Genomic DNA, 19,647 nt, shown 5'->3' with positions numbered 1-19,647 from the left:
GATTTTACTAACTCATTAACTCTATACGATTTTTAAAATAATCCAAGGCCTGGGGGTTTGCTAATGATTGCAAATTATGTACTGGTAAACCGTGAACTACCTGGCGAACAGCTAACTCAACGATTTTTCCACTGATAGTGCGAGGAATGTCATCTACTTGCAAAATTTTTGCTGGGACATGTCTTGGTGAAGCATTTTTACGAATAGTAGAGCGAATTTTATCGATTAGTTCTTCATTCAAAGATTTGTTTTTACGTAGTTTCACAAATAAAACAACACGGACATCATCTTGCCAATCTTGACCAATGACAATGCTGTCAATAACTTCATCAATTTGCTCTACCTGTCGGTAAATCTCAGCAGTACCAATGCGGACACCACCAGGGTTTAATACAGCATCGGAGCGACCATAAATAATGAGTCCAAAGTGCGCTGTTATTTCAGCAAAATCACCATGTGCCCAGACTCCCGCAAAACGTTCGAAATAAGCGTGCCTGTATGCTTGTCGATCGGGGTCATTCCAAAAACTTATTGGCATGGAAGGGAATGGCATAGTACAAACTAATTCGCCATGAGCTTTATGCACAGAGTGACCTTCCTCATCAAACACTTTAACGGCCATACCTAAACCTAAACATTGTAACTCGCCTCGATAAACGGGCAACATGGGGTTGCCTAGTGCAAAACAGGAAAGGATATCGGTACCTCCTGATATAGAGCTAAGTTGTATATCGCTTTTGATTTGCTCATAAACATAATCATAATTTTTTGGAAGTAACGGTGAACCTGTAGACAGAATACAGCGTAAATGTTTTAAATTACATTCCTTGCCGGGTTTTACTCTGGCTTTTTCTACAGCGGAAATATATTTAGCACTGGTTCCAAAGACAGTGACTTTTTCTTCTTCAAGTAATTTAAATAAGCGATTGCTTTTAGGGTAAGTTGGAGATCCTTCGTAAAGAGTTAATGTGGCGCCTAATGCTAGTGAAGAAACCATCCAGTTCCACATCATCCATCCGCAGGTGGTATAAAAACATAAATTGTCTTTTGCATGTAAATCTGTATGCAAACCTAATTCTTTAATATGCTGTATTAATGTTCCACCGGCACCATGCACAATGCATTTAGGTTTTCCAGTTGTTCCTGAAGAAAACATGATATACAGTGGGTGTGCGAAGGGAAGGGAGGTAAACTCACATTCTTTGGCTGGTTTTAAAAAATCATCCCAATGTTCTGCGTTAGGTAGTTCTGAGATGTCTATAACTTCATGGATATTAGGGCAAATTATCAGATGTATCAATGTTGGAAGGAAATTATTGAGTTGTTTAATCTTCTCAGCCTCGCTGAATTTCTTACCATTATATTGATGGCCATCACAAATGAATAATACTTTAGGCTCAATTTGTCCCAAGCGGTCAATGGCTGCTTGAGCACCAAAATCAGGTGAGCAAGAGGACCATATGGCTCCTATCGATGCAGTAGCTAACATAGCAATGATGGTATAATGAGTATTAGGCATTAATGCTGCAACCCGGTCTCCGCTACTGACCCCAATTGCCTTTAACCCAGCAGCACATTGGGCGACTGCGGTATATAATTGTTGATAACTTAGTTCATGACGTTCATTATTTTCATTGAGACTAATCAGCGCAGGATGTTCATCTCTTCGTGACAAAAGTTTTTGCGAAAAATTTAATTTAGCACCAGAAAACCAATGTGCGTCCATCATTTCATCGTAATAATTTAGGATTTGGTGGGGTGGGATATCAAATTTTAAATGAAAAAAATCGCAAAGTGTCGGCCAAAATGAATCAGGATGTTTAATAGACCAGGTATGAAGATCCTGATAATTTTCAAAAACCTGACAGTGTTGTTTTGCAGCAAAATGCATAAATTGCCACATTCTGCTCTTCTGAGGATATTTAGGTTTCCATGCAAGTTCACTCATTATTTATTCCTTTTTTAATAATTACAAGGATTTGCCAGTAGAGCGTTGCCAACTTTTGATTGATTTTTACGTCCCAAAATTTTACAAATTAAATCACCAACTGCTACAATTTTAAATACATCCACTCCAGTGTTAATACCTAAACCATGCATTAAATAAAGAACATCTTCAGTAGCCACATTCCCTGTAGCTCCAAGAGCATAAGGACAACCACCGAGTCCTGCAACAGAACTGTCAAAGCGATGTACTCCATAGTGTAATGAGGCATAAATATTAGCTATTGCCTGCCCAAAAGTATCATGAAAATGCATTGCTAATTGATTTAAAGGTAGAAATTTTAATACTTGGTCTAGGACTAATTGAGTTTGACGGGGAGTACCTACGCCTATGGTATCGCCCAATGAAATTTCATTGACGCCTAAATCTAAAAGTTTTTGCGTGACCTCAGCAACTTGTTCAGGAGGTATATTGCCTTCATAAGGACAGCCTAAGACACAAGAAATGTAGCCGCGTACATTGATGTTTTGCGCATTAGCTAAAGTAAGAACTGGTTTAAAGCGCATGATGCTTTCATGAATAGAACAATTAATATTATGTTGATTGAATGATTCGCTTGCTGCTGTAAATACAGCGATTTCTTTAACACCTGCTTCTATGGCTTTACGCATACCTTGTTCATTAGGAACCAGAGCGGAATAATGCACATTGGGGACTTTATCGATTGCCTGAAACACTTTTTCATGATCTGCTAATTGTGGAATGGCTTTTGCAGAAACAAAACTAGTCACTTCGATGCATTCCAAGCCTGTTTGACTCAGGGCATTAATCAACTCAATTTTATGTTTACTGGATACAAAAGCAGATTCATTTTGTAGACCATCACGGGGTCCTACTTCAATGATTGTCACTTGGTGTGGATAGTCCATATTCTTCTCTCAGTTCTTCATATATCACTCTTACTCAATGACAGTAATTCTTCTCCCTCATTAACCTGTGAACCGACAGAGTAAAATATCTGTGACAAAATACCATCACTTGGCGCATGAATAGTGTGTTCCATTTTCATAGCTTCCAGAACGATCAAGCGATCACCTGCTTTCACTTGCTCCCCAATATTTTTAAGTATAGCAACTACTGTTGCAGACATGGGTGCAGTCAATTGTCCTTTATGAGTTGATGAATGAACAGATGTATTCCAATTAAATCGTTCGATGGTAATCTGACCATTAATTGTATATAAGGTCAACGATTGGTTTTTATTGTATATTATGGCTTGATGTTGTTGTTCATTTAATTCAAGTGTAAGTTGATCCGCATTCAGTTGTGCGCGAATGAAATATTCTTGTTCTTTTATTTTTACTTTAAACTGATTGGCACTAATCGATGTAATTACCGCTTCCAGTAAATCATTTTCATCTTGATAGCGGTATATCCAGTTACTTATTGCGAAAGATTGCCAGGCAAACGCTGCTTGCAATAACGGATCTTGTATTTTATTCACTGTATTTAAATAGTCAAAACTTATTGTCATCAATTGTGCTAACTCTTTATCGGGTGAAGATAATTTAATGTCTTCCTTCGTTAAAAAATCAGTACACAGTTCTGCATGTCTGAATTTGGGATGTTGGCAAATTGCGTATAAGAATGGAATATTGGTTTTTACGCCTCCAATAAAATAATGTTCAAGTGCTCCTTGTAGTCGTTGTAAGGCTTCTTGGCGGTTAGTTCCCCAAGCAATCAGTTTGGCAATCATGGGATCGTAATATCTGGTAATTGGTGAGGAGCATGTTATTCCAGTATCGATACGTATTCCATCGCCCGACGGTTCTTTAAGAAAATGAATTTGACCTATTGATGGAATAAATTCATGATAGGGATCTTCAGCATAAATACGGCATTCAATGGCATGTCCTTGCACTTGAATTTGATTTTGTGGTAATGGTAAATGTTCATTTGCTGCAATTTTCAATTGCCAGCTTACTAAATCAAGACCCGTAATCATTTCTGTTACTGGGTGTTCTACCTGTAAGCGGGTATTCATTTCCATAAAGTAAAACTGTTCATTAACATCAACCAAAAATTCTACGGTTCCTGCCCCACTGTATTTAATCAAACGGGCTACTTCACAGGCTGCATCTGCAAGTTTCTGACGTAGGGCAGGTAGTAAATTGGGCGCAGGAGCTTCTTCAATAATTTTTTGATGTCGGCGTTGAATAGAACAATCTCGCTCAAATAGATGAACTACATTTCCATGATTATCGGCCATGATTTGTAATTCAATATGACGTGGCTGAAGCATCAGTTTTTCTATAATCATTGTGTCATCAATAAAATTGGCCATGGACTCGCGTTTGGCTCCAGCTAATGCTGCACTGAATTCAGACTCTGTATACACTGCGCGCATCCCTTTACCTCCCCCCCCATTAGCTGCTTTAATGAGCACTGGAAATCCTATTTTTTTTGCTTCACTAAGTAATTTTTCTTCTGATTGATCACGGCCATGGTATCCGGGTATTAAGGGAACATTAGATTTTTCTAGCAATTGTTTCGCCAGTTGTTTGGAGGCCATTGCTTCCATTGCATCAATGCTTGGACCAATAAAAATAATATTTGCTTTTTTACAGGCTTTAGCAAACTGAGCATTTTCTGATAAAAATCCATAACCAGGATGAATGGCTTGTGCATTGCTTTCTTTGGCAATACGAATAATGGTTTCACTATGTAAATAACTGTCTTTTGCTGCTGCATCGCCAACACAGTAAGCGCTGTCTGCATTGCGCACATGCAGACTATCTTTATCAACAGAAGAATAAATTGCTACGGTATGGATGCCCATTGAGCGTGCTGTTTTAATTATTCTGCAAGCAATTTCACCGCGATTAGCAATAAGGATTTTATTAAACATGCAAGCCTCTAGTTCCAGGTAGGTGTTTTTTTATTTAAAAACGCATTTAGACCTTGTTGTCCTTCGGGAGATACCCTTTTTTGGGCAATCAATGATGCAGTGTAATAAATTAATTCTTCGTCTATTTTTTTGTTTGCTACGTGAGCTGCTAATTTTTTAGATGCTCTTACCGCCTCAGGGGCGTTATTGCTAATTTGTTGGGCATAGTTCAGGGTGAACTCCAATAAATCTTTTTCGAGAATACAATGATGTATCAAATTTAAAGCTAAAGCTTTCGCTGCGTCAAACACTTCAGCACTCATGAATAAGGCTTTAGCAGAACGCTCACCAATTGCTGAAACAACATAAGGGCTAATTACTGCTGGAATTACTCCCAGTTTCACTTCAGAAAAACAAAAACGGGCCGAGGTCGATGCTAAAGTGACATCACAAGCAGCAGCCAAACCGGCACCGCCTCCAAAAGCACAGCCCTGAACCATTGCTAAGGTTGGTTTTGGGCTTTGATTTAAGGTATACATTAAATTAGCCAGTATCATAGCATCTTTTAAATTTTCTACTTCGCTAAAATGGGCCATTTCACGCATCCAGGCTATATCAGCACCGGCAGAAAAATGTTTGCCGTTCGCTTTAAGTACAATGACCCTGACCTTGGGATCTGTTAAAGCATTATTAAGATATGTTTGCATTTCAGCTAATAAATGATTATCAAAAGCATTATGTTTTTTCACGCGGTTTAAAGTAAGTAAACACAGATGGTCTTGAATTTCGTATAATAAGTCACTCACAGTTTGTCCTTTACATGCGAAACACGCCAAAGCGTGTTGATTCAATAGGGGCGTTTAGTGCAGCGGATAAACCAAGTCCTAATATTTTACGTGTATCCTCCGGCGCAATAACACCGTCATCCCATAGTCGCGCACTAGCATAGAAGGGATGGCCTTGTAGTTCATATTGAGCACGCATTTGTTTTTTAAATTGCTCTTCTTCTTCCATAGACCAATTATGTCCTTCTTTTGCTAACTTATCACGATTCACTTGAGCTAGAACATTAGCTGCTTGTTCACCACCCATTACCGAAATACGAGAATTGGGCCAAGACCATATAAACCGAGGATCATAGGCACGCCCGCACATTGCATAATTCCCTGCACCAAAACTACCCCCAACTATGACTGTAAATTTAGGAACATTTGCATTGGCAACAGCAGTAACCATTTTAGCGCCATGCTTGGCTATTCCAGAGGCTTCATATTTGGAGCCAACCATAAAACCCGTAATATTTTGCAAAAATACTAAAGGAATTTTACGTTGACAGCAAAGTTCTATGAAATGGCAGCCTTTTAAAGCACTTTCACTAAAGAGAATGCCATTATTTGCGATAATAGCAATGGGGTAACCATATAAATGAGCGAAACCACAAACTAATGTAGTACCATAAAGTGCTTTAAATTCATCAAATTCAGAACCATCAACGATGCGTGCGATGACTTCACGAATGTCAAAAGGTTGCCTAGGATCAGCTGGGATAATTCCATTTAGCTCTTTATAGTCATAAAGTGGCTCGAAGGTTTCAATGCGTTTAACAGAAGATTCTTTTTTGCGGTTCAAATTACTGATGCAAACCCGTGCTAAATGTAAGGCATGTGCATCATTTTCAGCATAATGATCTGCTACGCCGGAATGTCGGCAATGCACTTCGGCCCCTCCTAATTCTTCTGCGCTGATTACTTCACCAGTGGCTGCTTTAACCAAAGGGGGGCCGCCAAGAAAAATAGTGGCTTGATTTTTTACCATAATGGACTCATCGGCCATCGCTGGAACATAAGCACCACCCGCAGTACATGAACCCATTACTACAGCAATTTGCGGGATATTTCGTGCAGACATTTGGGCTTGATTAAAAAATATGCGTCCAAAATTATCCCGATCTGGGAATACTTCATCTTGTTGCGGTAAGAATGCACCACCTGAATCTACCAGATAAACACAGGGCAAATGATTCATCTGAGCAATTTCTTGTGCTCTTAAATGTTTTTTCACGGTTAATGGATAGTAAGTACCTCCTTTTACTGTAGCATCATTAATCACAATAACGCATTCAATACCACACACCCACCCGATTCCTGTAATAATTCCTGCAGCAGGTACATTATCATCATAAACCTGATAGGCAGCAAGTTGTGACAGTTCTAGAAAAGGACTACCAGGATCGAGTAATTGCTGTAAGCGTTCCCTAGGAAGTAGTTTTCCATGTTTTAAATGTCTGGTACGAGCTTTTTCAACGCCACCCAACGCGATGCGTTTAATTTGTTGTTGAAGTTTATCAATTAAGACGTGCATGGCGGATTGGTTTTCTTTAAATTCTTGACTTCCAGTGTTAATTTGACTGATTAATTTCGCCATGTATTAGTCCTTATCGTACTAAAATATCACTAAGAACAAGTATCGTCCAAAGGATCCATGTTATTGCAATAAAGTGGGGCATGTCACTACCTTTTATTGCTCTATAGATCAAAGCTGGAATTGTTGTAAGAACAACAGGCAACAGAGCAAGCACCAGAATTTTACGGATAACAAGTCCCCAACCTGTTTGGCTGAATATAGGAGTTAATTTTATATTTACGTACGTGAAAAATACATCAATATAAACAATAACAAGATGAGCGTATTTTGCAAATACGACTACCAGAATACTGAGTAGCAAATAAATAAGACTTTGTCGTAACATGAACATCCTTTTTTTATGATAAATTACATCAACTCAATTGCCATTGCTGTTGCTTCACCACCACCAATACACAATGCGGCAATACCACGTTTTTTACCTTGATGTTTCAATGCATGGATTAAAGTAACTAAAATACGTGCACCTGAAGCACCGATAGGGTGCCCTAAAGCACAAGCACCGCCGTGAATATTAACCTGTTCTGGATTTAATTCAAGCTCAGTAATTGCAGCCATTACCACAACCGCAAATGCTTCATTAATTTCATAAAGATCGACATCATTTTGATTCCATCCAGCTTTAGTCATTACTTTACGAATTGCATCGATTGGTGCCGTGGTAAACCACTGGGGTGCTTGAGCATGACTTGCATGAGCGACAATACGGGCAATAGGACGAAAATCGCGTTTTTCTGCCTCTGCCTTGCTCATTAATATCAAACTGGCTGCACCATCAGAAATAGAACTGGAGTTTGCTGCTGTAACTGTACCATCTGCTTTAAACGCAGGTTTTAAGTGAGGGATCTTGGCTAATTTTGCTGCGTCTGGGCCTTCATCAATAGTTACTGTTGTCTCACCTTTATGGGTATTGATGGTCACAGGTGCAATTTCTTCAGCAAACGCACTGTTTTCAATTGCTTTTAAGGCTTTGCTCATTGATTGGGTGGCGTATTCGTCTTGTTGCTTTCTGCTGAAATGAAACTGTTCCGCAGTGGCTTCGGCAAAGCATCCCATTAACTGACCTTTATTATAGGCATCTTCTAACCCGTCCAAAAACATATGATCTTTTAATTCACCATGTCCTAACCGGTATCCTGCACGTGCTTTAAGCAGTAAATAGGGTGCATTACTCATGCTTTCCATCCCTCCAGCAAGGATTATATTTGCTGAACCTGCTTTAATTAAGTCATGAGCCAACATCACTGCTTTCATCCCAGAACCACATATTTTATTGATTGTTGAGGCGGTTACTGAATCAGGGATTCCTGCTTTGATTGCAGCTTGACGTGCGGGGGCTTGGCCGATACCCGCCTGGAGCACACAACCGCTAATGACTTCGTCAATTTCAGCCGGATTGATTCCTGCCTGAGATAAAGCAGCTCTGTGAGCAATAGCGTTTAGTTCTGGAGCTGAAAGTGCAGATAGCGCCCCTAATAATCCTCCCATGGGCGTTCTTTTTGCTGCAACAATAACTATCTCGTTATGATCCATTCGTATTATCCTTATGCTGTTTCTTTAAAAAGTTCGCGTCCAATGAGCATTCTTCTAATTTCAGAAGTACCAGCCCCAATTTCATACAGTTTTGCATCGCGTAGTAAACGGCCAGTTGGGTATTCATTAATATATCCGTTACCACCAAGAATTTGAATTGCTTGTAATGCCATTTGCGTTGCTTTTTCTGCAGTATATAAAATTACTCCAGCAGCATCTTTACGAGAGACTAAGCCCTGATCGCAGGCTTTAGCAATTGTATATAAATACGCTTTGCTGGCACTTAGATCAGTATACATATCTGCTAATTTACCCTGGATGAATTGAAATTCGCCAATAGGTTGTTTAAATTGCTTGCGTTCATGTACATAAGGTAAAACAACATCCATACATGCTTGCATAATACCCACAGGTCCTGCTGCCAGAATAGTACGTTCATAATCAAGGCCACTCATTAATACTTTGACACCTCGATTAATTTCACCCAAAATTTGTTCTGCAGGTACTTCACATTCTTCAAAAACTAATTCACAGGTATTTGAACCGCGCATCCCCAATTTATCCAATTTTTGAGCTGTCTTAAATCCAGGCATTCCTTTTTCAATCAAAAATGCGGTAATGCCCTTATTTTCTGCTTGTTTGTCTGTTTTTGCATAAACTACTAAAACATCTGCATCAGGACCGTTAGTAATCCACATCTTGGTACCATTGAGAACAAACTTATCGCCCGATGCCTTGGCGTGTAATTGCATACTGATGACATCCGAACCTGAATTGGATTCACTCATTGCTAAGGCACCAATGTATTCCCCACTAATTAACTTAGGCAAATATTTATGTTTTTGCGCAGTGTTTCCATTTAAATAGATTTGGTTTACGCATAAATTAGAATGCGCACCATAACTTAAGCCGACAGAAGCAGAGGCACGAGAAATTTCTTCCATAGCTATGGTATGAGCAAGATATCCCATGTTGGCTCCTCCATATTCTTCGCTCACTGTAATCCCTAATAAACCCATGTCTCCTAATTTTCGCCACAGGTGATTTGGAAATGCATTAGTTTCATCGATTTTTGCAGCAAAAGGAGCTATTTCAGTGTGGGAAAATTGACGAACACTATCTCGTAATAGCTCATAGGTTTCGCCTAATTGATAGTTTGGTCCTATGTACATAGGTGGCTTCCTGTGGTTTTTTATAAATCCATTTAGACTATACCTAATCGAATTGAAGTTGCAACCAGAATTTCTATTTTCATCATGGATTATGATGGTTTAAAAAAGCTTCTTTACCCGATTTAAAAAATCACCTACTCTTAAGCCAAAGTTACTTGGATTTACCGATTTAGGAGAGTCGCACATGCGAAAGTTAATGCTCTGGGGACATCCCATTAATGTTTAATATTTATTCAATTTTACGTCCTTTATTATTTTTTATGGATCCAGAAAGAGCGCATTCATTGAGTTTGTCAGCATTGCACTATATGCCTATTACTCGCAATAAATCCATAGATGCCAAACCCATTAATTCTATGGGATTGCAATTTCCCCATGCAGTGGGTTTAGCTGCAGGTTTCGATAAAAATGGCGAGTATTTAGATTCCTTATCTAAATTAGGTTTTTCTTTTATTGAATTAGGGACAGTTACACCAAGAGCTCAGTTGGGTAATCCAAAGCCACGCTTATTTCGTTTACCTGAAGCGCAGGCCATTATCAATCGTATGGGATTTAATAACCAAGGTGTTGATATTTTAGTAAATCGTATAATTCAGGCAAACTATAAGGGGATTTTGGGAGTTAATATTGGTAAAAATAAGGATACCTCTTTAAATCGGGCTGTTGATGATTATCTTTATTGTCTCAAAAAAGTCTATGCCCATGCCTCGTATGTAACAATTAATATTTCCTCTCCGAACACACCTGATTTGCGCCAATTACAACAAGGTGCTTACTTTGCTAATTTACTGTCGCAGTTACGGGCTGAACAAATGAAATTGGCTGATGAATTTCAGCGTCATGTTCCTTTAGTTGTTAAGGTTTCTCCTGATGAGGATAATGAAACATTAAAACAAATGACAGAAGTTATTTTACAGCATCGTGTTGAAGGAATCATTGCAAGCAATACTACTTGTTCACGTGAGGGTATTAAAAATTTACCTCATGCAGAAGAGATTGGTGGTTTAAGTGGTAAACCCTTGCAGGAATTATCATTGCAGTGTTTGAGCTTGCTCAAACAATACGTTGGTGATGCAGTAACTTTGATTGGAGTTGGCGGAATAGACAGTTGTCAGACTGCTCAAGAAAAATTAGATGCGGGAGCATCGTTATTGCAAGTGTACAGTGGGTTGATTTATCAAGGGCCTGGATTAGTTCATCAATTGCTAAATGGATTAAACATAAAATGAGCTATATCACTAAAGATTTAGCGGCACAAATGGAAGGTTGCATGAAGCAAACCCATATTGAAGTAACCAGACAATATGAGGAAGGAACTGTGCTAGAAATTAATGGTGGCGCAGCTTGTTTTTCCGGTTTTGATTCCTATTTATCGCAAGTTGTAGGTTGGGGGTTTGCTACTCGACCAAAGCAATTTAAGACTGAAATTGAACACATAGAACATTTTTATAAAGCTCAGGATCATTTGCGGGTGGATATAGAGTTATGTCCTTTTGTAGGGAATGAATTAGCTGTATTTTTAAGTAGACGTGGTTATGGAGTCTCTGAATTAAATAGTGTTTCTGCCTTGAATTTAAAAACATACGAACCGGTCGATTTAGTTGTTTCGCCGTTTGAAATCAGAAAAGTAACTCCCTGTGAATTAGAGGAATGGGCTACTCGAGTTGCTTTAGGGTTTGGTTGTCCTGTAGCTAAAAAACAATTTTTTCGTTATGCGAAGGCTGGGGGAGTTCAAGCTTTTGCTGCTTATAAGGAAGAATTCATGGTTTCTGGAGCCGTAATCGCGATGCATGGTGAATTTTGTGATTTAGGTGTTACTAGTACTTTACCCGCTTATCGGGGAAGTGGATTACAAAAGAAATTATTACATACGCGCTTGAATTATGCCAAAGAGCATGGGTTATCCTGGGCTATAGTTACGACTGAACATGGGACTGTTTCTGATGCAAATGTACAAAAAATTGGGTTTCATTGTGCCTATACGCGCGTTAAAATGACGTTAGAGATGTGGAATGAATATTAGCACTTCTGTTCAATAAGAGTTACAATTAGCCACATATTGCTAATATGCTAAGTTCTGAATTAATGAAAAATAAACTTACTATTAAAACTGATGTCTTATATAAACGTTTGTTTTCTTACGTCAAACCATTTTGGCCAGTATTGGTTTTGGGTATCGGCGCAAATATTTTTTATTCACTGATCGATGCTGGTTTCACTTACATGATGCGTCCTTTTTTTGATAAAGGATTTATTAATATTGACATCGCTTTTATTAAAAAAATTCCCTATATCGTTTTAATAGGGATCACTTTAAGAGGGTTAATCAGCTCTCTTGGCAGCTATTGCATGACTTGGGTAGCACGTTCTGTAGTTAAAGTATTAAGAGAAAAGGTTTTTACCCATGTTCTGTACTTGCCTGCAGATTTTTATGATGAAACAACTTCTGGGCAATTACTCTCCAAAATTCTTTACGATGTAGAGCAAGTTGCCCAGGTTAGTGCAGAAGCATTAACAGACCTCGTGCAAAACATCTGTTTAATCATAGGCTTAATTACAGTGATGATGGTACTTTGTTGGCAATTATCGCTCATGTTTTTATTTACTATTCCCTTTGTCGGATTGATTGTCAGTTACACCAATAAGCGAGTCAGACGAATTAGTCATAAAGTGCAAGAAACAATGGGTGAAGTAACTGAAATTGCTAGTGAAGCAATTGAGGGTTATCGAGTGGTGCGTATTTTTGGAGGTACGACTTATGAGTCTGATAAGTTTAGCAAAGCAATAGAGCGCTCACGACAAAATGATATGAAGGTTGCTGTAAGTAAGGCTGTCAATGTATCGGGTGTACAGATTGTTATTGCGATTGGTATTGCCGCAATTATTGCAGCAGCCATTCAACTTTCCACCATAGTTATTGTTTCAGCAGGCTCTTTTTTAGCAATTATTGCTGCGATGTTACAGTTGATTAAGCCAATGAAAACGTTAACGACGTTGCATGCGGTCATCCAAAAAGGACTAGCTGGGGCAGAAAGTGTATTCAATTTATTTGATAAGCCTGTAGAACTAGATCAGGGCATTATGTTGGCACAAAGGGCAAAAGGAGCAATTGCGTTTAAACAGGTATCTTATGCTTATAGACTGGGACGAAAGGTTTTACATGAAGTCACTTTTACTATTGAAGCAGGTAGCACAGTTGCTTTAGTGGGGCATTCGGGAAGCGGTAAAACCACTATAGCCAGTTTACTTCCACGCTTTTATGAGGTAAAGGAAGGAATGATTACTCTGGATGATATGCCAATTAATCAAATTAGCTTACACAGTTTGCGTAAACAAATGGCTTTGGTAAGTCAAAATGTAACTCTTTTTAACGACACTTTAGCTAATAACATTGCTTATGGACGTTGGGATGTTAGTCGTGAGCAAATTATTCATGCTGCGAAATTGGCTTTTGCTGATGAGTTTATCAGCAAATTGCCTGATACTTACGATACCTACATAGGTGAGAATGGAGTTTTATTATCAGGTGGACAAAGACAAAGAATTGCTATTGCACGAGCCATTCTAAAAGATGCACCTATTTTAATTTTGGATGAAGCTACTTCTGCTTTGGATAGCGAATCGGAACGTTACATTCAAATTGCTTTAGAAGAAGTAATGAAAAATCGTACTACTTTAATTATTGCTCATCGATTATCAACAATTAAACATGCAGATAAAATCATTGTTATGCAACAAGGACGTATTGTAGAACAAGGAACGCACCAGGAGTTACTTGCATTGCAAGGATATTATACACAACTTCATGGAGGGCAGCACATCAATACGATGGGTGAGGAAACTATAATCTGATGTCTTCATTTATGGATAATTTATGGTATGGAACACATCCTTTACAAAGGTTTCTAAGTCCTTTGTCCTTAATGTACCGTCTTGTGGTTTCTGCGAGACGTTGGTATTTACAGAATTTTTGTCAAATTAATTGTTCTGTGCCTCTTATTGTTGTTGGCAATTTAACCGTTGGGGGCGTAGGTAAAACGCCTTTGGTTATTGAATTAGCTAAGAGATTGCAGGAAAAAGGATTAAAAGTAGGAATTGTTAGCCGAGGTTATGGAGCTACAATTAAGAATTTTCCCTATGAAGTTCAGCTTGATGACGCGGCGGCAAAGGTTGGTGATGAGCCTTTATTAATAGCACAAAAAACTCAATGTTGTGTAGTGATTTCACCCAAGCGCACAGAGGCAGTGCATTATCTTTTAAACAAACATGAGTGCCAAATTATTATTAGTGATGATGGTTTACAACATTATCGTATGGGCCGTGCTATTGAAATTGCCGTAATTGATGGTATGCGAGGTTTGGGAAATGGTCTCTGTTTGCCTGTCGGGCCTTTAAGAGAACCTGCTACTCGTTTAGAAGAAGTGGATTTTATTGTGGTGAATGAGGGCACTTGGGAAAATTCGTATTCTATGATATTAAATCCTGGTAAGATAACGCAACTTAATAATGGTAACGAAGTGGAACTTGATGCGATTAATGGAAAATGGGAAGCAGTCGCAGCAATTGGCAATCCACAACGTTTTTATTCCACTTTAAGTCAATTAGGAATAGAATTTGATACCTGTTCTTATCCTGATCATTATCAGTTTAAGCCAGGTGATTTGGACTATTTGGAATCGTTCATTATTATGACAGAAAAAGATGCGGTGAAGTGCCGCCCATTTAGTACAGATACCATGTTTTATTTGCCTGTAAACGCTGTATTGGAAGATGCATTTTGGAACGCATTATGGTCACATCAACAGTTAAAAGGTTATTGCTAATATGTTACCTATTCGATGTTGTGCTTTTTTATTTGGGATAATATTTTTCATCAGTACTGGCGTGTTTGCAACCGAAACAGATGAAGTAAAACCGAAGCTTAAACCAGTTGATCCTACTCTAGGTAGCTGGATCTTTTCGGGTATGGTGAATAATGAAAGTGGTGATAAATATGGTTACTTTTTTGAAATGAAGCGTCAAGGCTCAGAATTTTATGCTAAAGCGGCTTTAATTGACGGGCAAACAAATCAACTGATATTTTTCTATGAGGGTAATGAAAAAATAGAGTCGGCGGCCTCACTTGATTGGCATGTGGGACATTCTTTTATTCGCTTTAACCCAATTAATGACAGCTGGATTTTTGGTGTTAAAGGTGAAGATAAGAAAGGTTTTAACTTTAAAGTAGATATGTTGAAACAAAGCAATCATCCCAATGAAACGTTAGTGTTACGACCTGGTGTTAAATTGCAGGCCCAACAAACAAGTCAATTGAATGGCCATGTGCAGGTGAATAATAAGGAAGAATTTGTTACCGGTAATAAAGCCTGGTTTGGTCAATTAATGTTAAGTAATGATCAGAAAGACTCTCATGACATCAGCACTACTTTCTGTCATTTAAACGATGATAATGGTTTTTATTCGGCCAATCTCAAAGAAAAAGATGCCGTCAGTGCAGCCGTTGCTGGTTGGCTTGATCCTTCAGGCAATAAAGTGAAAATGTCACAATTTGTTTCAATCAAATCATTAGATCATGATCAATGCGTGCTAAACATAGGTTTGCCTAAGCTGACTTTAAAATTGCTGAATACTTTGAAAGCGGATAATTCAGCTCATGCAATTGCTGGTTTCTCCAAAGAAAGCAAAGGCACTTTCTGCTTTGTCACCGAGCAGTCTTTCTTAAAGGAACAAGCAACTGTGTAGATAGAGTATGCCAGCATGGTCATGAGGAGATTGATTATATTTTACAAGATGATGAGCTTGGTTTAATGTTGGGTTATTTGCATGATGCAGAACGGAACACCATTATCGTTCTCCATGGTTTCTAACTCAAGATATTGTAACTTATGATCTCCACGAATATAGAATATCACACGGGCGTGCGGATTTGCTCATTAAGGCAAATAGTGGTTTTCGCATTTCGCCTGTAAAGATTAAACACGTGTTGAACTTACATCCTGCCGTAATAGAAGCAGCTTATGGTGAGCGTTTTAATCGACAGTGTGCCGCATTGCCCAATTATTAAAAATATATCTTACGGATTATAAGGTTCTAAACCAACTTTATTTTGTTGACAAGATTCCTAGAAATAGTCGAAATAAAATTATTCGCAATGAATTGTCATTATTAATACCAATTAGTATTTATCCGATTTCAATGGAATAGTGGGGAGGTCCTCACACTCTGAAGCAATATCTTTCGAGCAAGACTACCCATAAAGCGAATTTGTTTTTAATGCCAATTCATAATCGAATGCCCTTCTTACTTAAATTTCATTATATATTATGGCCGTACTCAGTTATGCTTGCACTCTCATCTGACTCATTTGCTGTTTTTTCGGGTAGGTATTGTGAAAGAATGCTTGCAATAATTAACACCGCGGGAATGATTAAAAGTGTTAATTGGTAATTCTCTAAGGTATAGTGCCCTGTATGTCCACTAAAGTAATCAAGTAAATAACCAATTAAAGGTTGTAATATGGGTGTGGATAGCATTCCTAAGGTATTAGTAAAGCCCGTGCATGCAGAAAGAGATTCAGGTGGCGCGAGTTCATTGGCAATCGTAAAGGCCAGCATGTAAGCTCCACAACAAAGACCAATCATAAAAAATAGAAAGCCAGTTATTAAACTACTTTTTAGGGGTAAATAAAGAATAAGAAGAAATAGCGCTGCAGTGGATAAACACGAACAATGAATGAGGGGCTTGCGTTTGCTCAGGCGTATGGATAGCCAACCATAAATCGGGCAACTTATGCCAGCACCTAATAAAATCATTGAGGTAAGGATACTCGCTGTTTTTATATCACAGTGCAGTTTGAGTTGTACAAATGGGAGCGCCCACATAGCGCCAAAAACAGTAATGACAGAAAATTCCAAACCTATAAATAACCCGTTAATCCAGACCAATTTATTTTTTAGCATCAACAGCAGTTGTTTTTTGTAGTATTGTGGATTATTAAAAGTGGGTTTGTTACTGGGAATAAAAAGACAGCATAAGGTAGCAATTAAAAGACCTACAGTAGCTGCAATCGTCAGGAAATACCGCCAACTGATAAAGCCGATAAGCGATCCCATGCCAATCATACCTAATACGGTAATTGTAAATCCCAAAGTTTCGGACAAACCTATCATAAAAGCATACTGGGTTAAGGGGAAATGTTGGCGGAGAACGCGAGTTAAACCGACAAAAGCAAAAGAAGAACCTGCGCCGATAATCAAACGCCCGCAAAATAATACAACTAAATTGTCTCCGATGGAAAAAATAAAACAACCTAAAGCACAGAGTAAAGCATTAATTGATAATAAAGTTTTTATGTTGTAACGATCAAAAAGCATACCGACTGGAATTTGCATACTTGTGTACACATAATAAAATGAGCTACTTAAAAGACCAGCAACTAATGCAGAGAACCCTTGCTCATGCATAATTGCACCAATAATGATTCCTGATGATAGTTGTAAAAAGAATTGAAATAATAAAAAAGAAACACTGACCAACCAAATAAGTATTCTTTTTGGCCTATGTAAGGGTATGGAATTCAATAAAATCATTCGCTTTGTTTAAATCAAAGGTGAAATATATCGAATTGTGGACGGAGTGTAAATTTATTTTAATTGTAGTTGATATTATCATCGAATTTAGATGGATTCCTATTGCGTTGTACCTTTAAAATTTGGCTTGCAATTTAAATAGTTCTTAAATAGTCTACTGATACAGCCCGGACATGAACGTATTAATGTGAATTCTACTTATCATGCGCCTGGTATTTTTAATGGATGTTTATAATATTGAAACCAATCTAGTTACTTAAATCAGCAATTTAGAAATTAGCTTGCTTTGAGTCATATATCAATTAATGAATTACTCTAGTGGAGCAAATAGCGTTTTGCTAACTGCTAAGACGCAGTACTGATAATTTTTACGCTAATTTATGAATTTTAACCACCATTCCTATATCATCATTATCCAAATAATAAATCACATTTCCTTTTAAACGATGTTTTTGTGACACCGTAAAGGATGATTGTGGATTATTAGGCGGAGACACTTGCAGATGTGCATTGAACGTATAGTAATTACTTTCTCTTACACGAAATGTACCTTGTACTTGTTGTCATCCGCTCTGTTCAACACGAGGCAAAGCAACGGTAGTTTGGCTATTGGCCGGTTGTCTCCAGGAGTAATGGCCCAAAACCGGATAACGTGAGCGATGACTTAATTGGTAATAGTGATCGTGTAAACTTGAGTAGGAACCAGGTAATAAAAAGTAAGGTTTAAGTGTTTTTCCTGAGCTCGGTTTTAAAAAGTTCGCATTAGTACTCATAGGAATGAGGGGCACATCTGTAAGAAGCATATCATGTTGAAAAGAGGCAGTGTTTTGGGCAAATATAATAAGATCGATTTGATAACTGGGTTTAGCGAAAACAAAACACGAATACAGCAGGCTTATTATTATAGGTATTCGTCGCATGATTCAATCTTTTTAGTTTTTAACATTATACTCATCAGGTACAAATTCACTCAACAACAATTTTAGGAAACTTATCTGCATAATTAATTGGTTTTTTAGCCAGTTCAATGGCACTATGCAGGGCTGTTTTGATAAATGTGTCGGTTAAATTATTGCGAGGCTGAGCTGCTGTTGGTAAGCCAATATCACAATGTTGACGGATGTGTCCATTTAGAGGAAGCTGGCCTAACAAAGGGCAATGATGAGAAGCACAAAGCGCTTCAGCGCCTCCTGCACCAAATAATGCTTCTTGATGACCACATTGACTGCATACATGTATCGACATATTTTCAATAACACCTAATACATCTATTCCTGTTTTCGAAAACATATTTATTGCTTTTTGTGCATCTAATGTTGCCACATTTTGAGGTGTTGTAACCACTATTGCTGCTGTGAGAGGAATTTTTTGCACTAAAGTAAGTTGAATATCACCTGTTCCTGGTGGTAAATCAATGAATAAATAATCCAATTCATCCCAAAGAGTACTATCCAGCATCTGGATTAATGATTTAGCGAGCATAGGACCTCGCCAAATCAAGGCCTGGTCATTGTGAGTAAGGTAGCCAATAGACATCGCTTGAATACCATGAGCATGAACCGGTAGATAAAAATTACCGTCGATTTGAACAGGTTCTGTTTTACCCATCATGAGGGGTATGCTGGGCCCATAAATATCTGCATCTAGAATGCCTACACGTGCTCCAGCACGCGCTAATGCTGCGGCAAGATTAACCGTTACTGTCGATTTACCGACGCCTCCTTTTCCTGAAGCGACTGCGATCGTATTTTTGACGCCTCGTAAGCCTTTACCCACTAATTGAGTTCTATGTGCTCTAATCCATTGGTCAATGTTAATTGTTAGGTGTTGGTTTGGGAATTGAGTTTGTAACGCAGAGTAAATTAGCGGCTTATAGTTCTCTTCTAGAAAATAGTGTGGGAACCCTGCAAGCACGTTAATAATCAATTCATTGGCTTTAGTTTTATAGTCCCACTGTAAATTCATTTCCTTGCCGGTAAGATCAAGCAAAGGATCGGCTAACGTATTTAACACGTTTGTTATTGTACGTTCAACAGTCATTGATGAGACCTTTAGTGTAAAAGGTGAATAATAGCTCAGGCTAGTATTATTGCATAG

The 19,647-nt window shown here is 38.3% G+C and carries 16 protein-coding genes and 1 pseudogene; 6 read left to right on the top strand and 11 right to left on the bottom strand.

Annotated elements, in window-relative coordinates; translation table 11 throughout:
* Positions 1-7: 7 nt before the first annotated feature.
* From WA877_RS07200 to WA877_RS07165, 8 genes are read right to left on the bottom strand one after another with little or no spacing between them, the layout of a single operon-like run.
* Positions 8-1,948 (bottom strand): acetoacetate--CoA ligase, encoded by a 1,941-nt coding sequence (locus WA877_RS07200; RefSeq protein WP_425170239.1) that lies wholly within the window; start codon positions 1,946-1,948, stop codon positions 8-10.
* Between the two features lie 14 nt (positions 1,949-1,962).
* Positions 1,963-2,874, bottom strand: coding sequence for a hydroxymethylglutaryl-CoA lyase (locus tag WA877_RS07195; RefSeq protein WP_425170238.1), 912 nt, complete (start codon positions 2,872-2,874; stop codon positions 1,963-1,965).
* Between the two features lie 17 nt (positions 2,875-2,891).
* A complete protein-coding gene (locus WA877_RS07190) occupies positions 2,892-4,853 on the bottom strand; it encodes an acetyl/propionyl/methylcrotonyl-CoA carboxylase subunit alpha (RefSeq protein ID WP_425170237.1) in 1,962 nt (653 codons plus the stop codon).
* A gap of 8 nt (positions 4,854-4,861) precedes the next feature.
* Positions 4,862-5,638, bottom strand: a complete 777-nt coding sequence (locus WA877_RS07185; RefSeq protein ID WP_425170236.1) for an enoyl-CoA hydratase-related protein — start codon at positions 5,636-5,638, stop codon at positions 4,862-4,864.
* A gap of 10 nt (positions 5,639-5,648) precedes the next feature.
* Positions 5,649-7,256 (bottom strand): carboxyl transferase domain-containing protein, encoded by a 1,608-nt coding sequence (locus tag WA877_RS07180; protein WP_425170235.1) that lies wholly within the window; start codon positions 7,254-7,256, stop codon positions 5,649-5,651.
* A 10-nt stretch (positions 7,257-7,266) separates the two neighbouring features.
* Positions 7,267-7,581, bottom strand: a complete 315-nt coding sequence (locus tag WA877_RS07175) for a hypothetical protein (protein ID WP_425170234.1) — start codon at positions 7,579-7,581, stop codon at positions 7,267-7,269.
* Between the two features lie 23 nt (positions 7,582-7,604).
* The gene (locus tag WA877_RS07170; RefSeq protein ID WP_425170233.1) at positions 7,605-8,789 is read right to left on the bottom strand and encodes an acetyl-CoA C-acyltransferase; all 1,185 of its coding nucleotides are present in this window, start codon (positions 8,787-8,789) and stop codon (positions 7,605-7,607) included.
* A gap of 11 nt (positions 8,790-8,800) precedes the next feature.
* Complete coding sequence (locus tag WA877_RS07165) at positions 8,801-9,961, bottom strand: isovaleryl-CoA dehydrogenase (protein WP_425170232.1); 1,161 nt, start codon at positions 9,959-9,961, stop codon at positions 8,801-8,803.
* A 227-nt stretch (positions 9,962-10,188) separates the two neighbouring features.
* Between WA877_RS07165 and WA877_RS07160 the strand changes: the two genes are divergently transcribed.
* From WA877_RS07160 to WA877_RS07135, 6 genes are all read left to right on the top strand, one after another.
* Complete coding sequence (locus tag WA877_RS07160) at positions 10,189-11,190, top strand: quinone-dependent dihydroorotate dehydrogenase (protein WP_425170275.1); 1,002 nt, start codon at positions 10,189-10,191, stop codon at positions 11,188-11,190.
* Entirely contained in the window at positions 11,187-11,984 is a 798-nt protein-coding gene (locus tag WA877_RS07155; RefSeq protein ID WP_425170231.1) for a GNAT family N-acetyltransferase, read from the top strand. The genes WA877_RS07160 and WA877_RS07155 overlap by 4 nt, the downstream gene beginning before the upstream one ends.
* A gap of 62 nt (positions 11,985-12,046) precedes the next feature.
* On the top strand, positions 12,047-13,813 hold the full coding sequence (gene msbA / locus WA877_RS07150; protein WP_425170230.1) for a lipid A export permease/ATP-binding protein MsbA: 1,767 nt from the start codon (positions 12,047-12,049) through the stop codon (positions 13,811-13,813).
* Entirely contained in the window at positions 13,813-14,784 is a 972-nt protein-coding gene (gene lpxK, locus WA877_RS07145) for a tetraacyldisaccharide 4'-kinase (RefSeq protein ID WP_425170229.1), read from the top strand. Before msbA ends, lpxK begins: the two co-directional genes overlap by 1 nt.
* A 1-nt stretch (position 14,785) precedes the next feature.
* A complete protein-coding gene (locus WA877_RS07140) occupies positions 14,786-15,703 on the top strand; it encodes a hypothetical protein (protein ID WP_425170228.1) in 918 nt (305 codons plus the stop codon).
* A 184-nt stretch (positions 15,704-15,887) separates the two neighbouring features.
* Positions 15,888-16,025: a hypothetical protein gene (locus WA877_RS07135; protein WP_425170227.1), complete on the top strand. Its 138-nt coding sequence runs from the start codon at positions 15,888-15,890 to the stop codon at positions 16,023-16,025.
* 250 nt (positions 16,026-16,275) lie between these two features.
* Here WA877_RS07135 and WA877_RS07130 read toward each other — a convergent pair whose 3' ends face one another.
* The 3 genes and pseudogenes from WA877_RS07130 to apbC all read right to left on the bottom strand — a co-directional run bounded on the left by WA877_RS07130 (position 16,276) and on the right by apbC (position 19,590).
* The gene (locus WA877_RS07130; protein ID WP_425170226.1) at positions 16,276-17,550 is read right to left on the bottom strand and encodes an MFS transporter; all 1,275 of its coding nucleotides are present in this window, start codon (positions 17,548-17,550) and stop codon (positions 16,276-16,278) included.
* 368 nt (positions 17,551-17,918) lie between these two features.
* Positions 17,919-18,470 (bottom strand): annotated as a pseudogene (locus WA877_RS07125) (CsiV family protein).
* Between the two features lie 46 nt (positions 18,471-18,516).
* Positions 18,517-19,590 (bottom strand): iron-sulfur cluster carrier protein ApbC, encoded by a 1,074-nt coding sequence (gene apbC / locus WA877_RS07120; RefSeq protein WP_425170225.1) that lies wholly within the window; start codon positions 19,588-19,590, stop codon positions 18,517-18,519.
* Positions 19,591-19,647 lie beyond the last annotated feature (57 nt).

This window comes from Legionella sp. (genome assembly GCF_049790535.1).
In the GTDB taxonomy this organism is placed as follows: Bacteria; Pseudomonadota; Gammaproteobacteria; order Legionellales; family Legionellaceae; genus Legionella.
This window is presented reverse-complemented; position numbering and strand designations above follow the sequence as displayed.

What these genes read in the sequence shown, in the direction of transcription:
- WA877_RS07170 (WP_425170233.1), bottom strand. Translation starts at nt 8,789, where the DNA reads ATGGATCATAACGAGATAGTTATTGTTGCAGCAAAAAGAACGCCCATG.
- lpxK (WP_425170229.1), top strand. Translation starts at nt 13,813, where the DNA reads ATGTCTTCATTTATGGATAATTTATGGTATGGAACACATCCTTTACAA.
- WA877_RS07200 (WP_425170239.1), bottom strand. Translation starts at nt 1,948, where the DNA reads ATGAGTGAACTTGCATGGAAACCTAAATATCCTCAGAAGAGCAGAATG.
- WA877_RS07155 (WP_425170231.1), top strand. Translation starts at nt 11,187, where the DNA reads ATGAGCTATATCACTAAAGATTTAGCGGCACAAATGGAAGGTTGCATG.
- msbA (WP_425170230.1), top strand. Translation starts at nt 12,047, where the DNA reads ATGAAAAATAAACTTACTATTAAAACTGATGTCTTATATAAACGTTTG.
- WA877_RS07190 (WP_425170237.1), bottom strand. Translation starts at nt 4,853, where the DNA reads ATGTTTAATAAAATCCTTATTGCTAATCGCGGTGAAATTGCTTGCAGA.
- WA877_RS07130 (WP_425170226.1), bottom strand. Translation starts at nt 17,550, where the DNA reads ATGATTTTATTGAATTCCATACCCTTACATAGGCCAAAAAGAATACTT.
- apbC (WP_425170225.1), bottom strand. Translation starts at nt 19,590, where the DNA reads ATGACTGTTGAACGTACAATAACAAACGTGTTAAATACGTTAGCCGAT.
- WA877_RS07165 (WP_425170232.1), bottom strand. Translation starts at nt 9,961, where the DNA reads ATGTACATAGGACCAAACTATCAATTAGGCGAAACCTATGAGCTATTA.
- WA877_RS07175 (WP_425170234.1), bottom strand. Translation starts at nt 7,581, where the DNA reads ATGTTACGACAAAGTCTTATTTATTTGCTACTCAGTATTCTGGTAGTC.
- WA877_RS07195 (WP_425170238.1), bottom strand. Translation starts at nt 2,874, where the DNA reads ATGGACTATCCACACCAAGTGACAATCATTGAAGTAGGACCCCGTGAT.
- WA877_RS07180 (WP_425170235.1), bottom strand. Translation starts at nt 7,256, where the DNA reads ATGGCGAAATTAATCAGTCAAATTAACACTGGAAGTCAAGAATTTAAA.
- WA877_RS07140 (WP_425170228.1), top strand. Translation starts at nt 14,786, where the DNA reads ATGTTACCTATTCGATGTTGTGCTTTTTTATTTGGGATAATATTTTTC.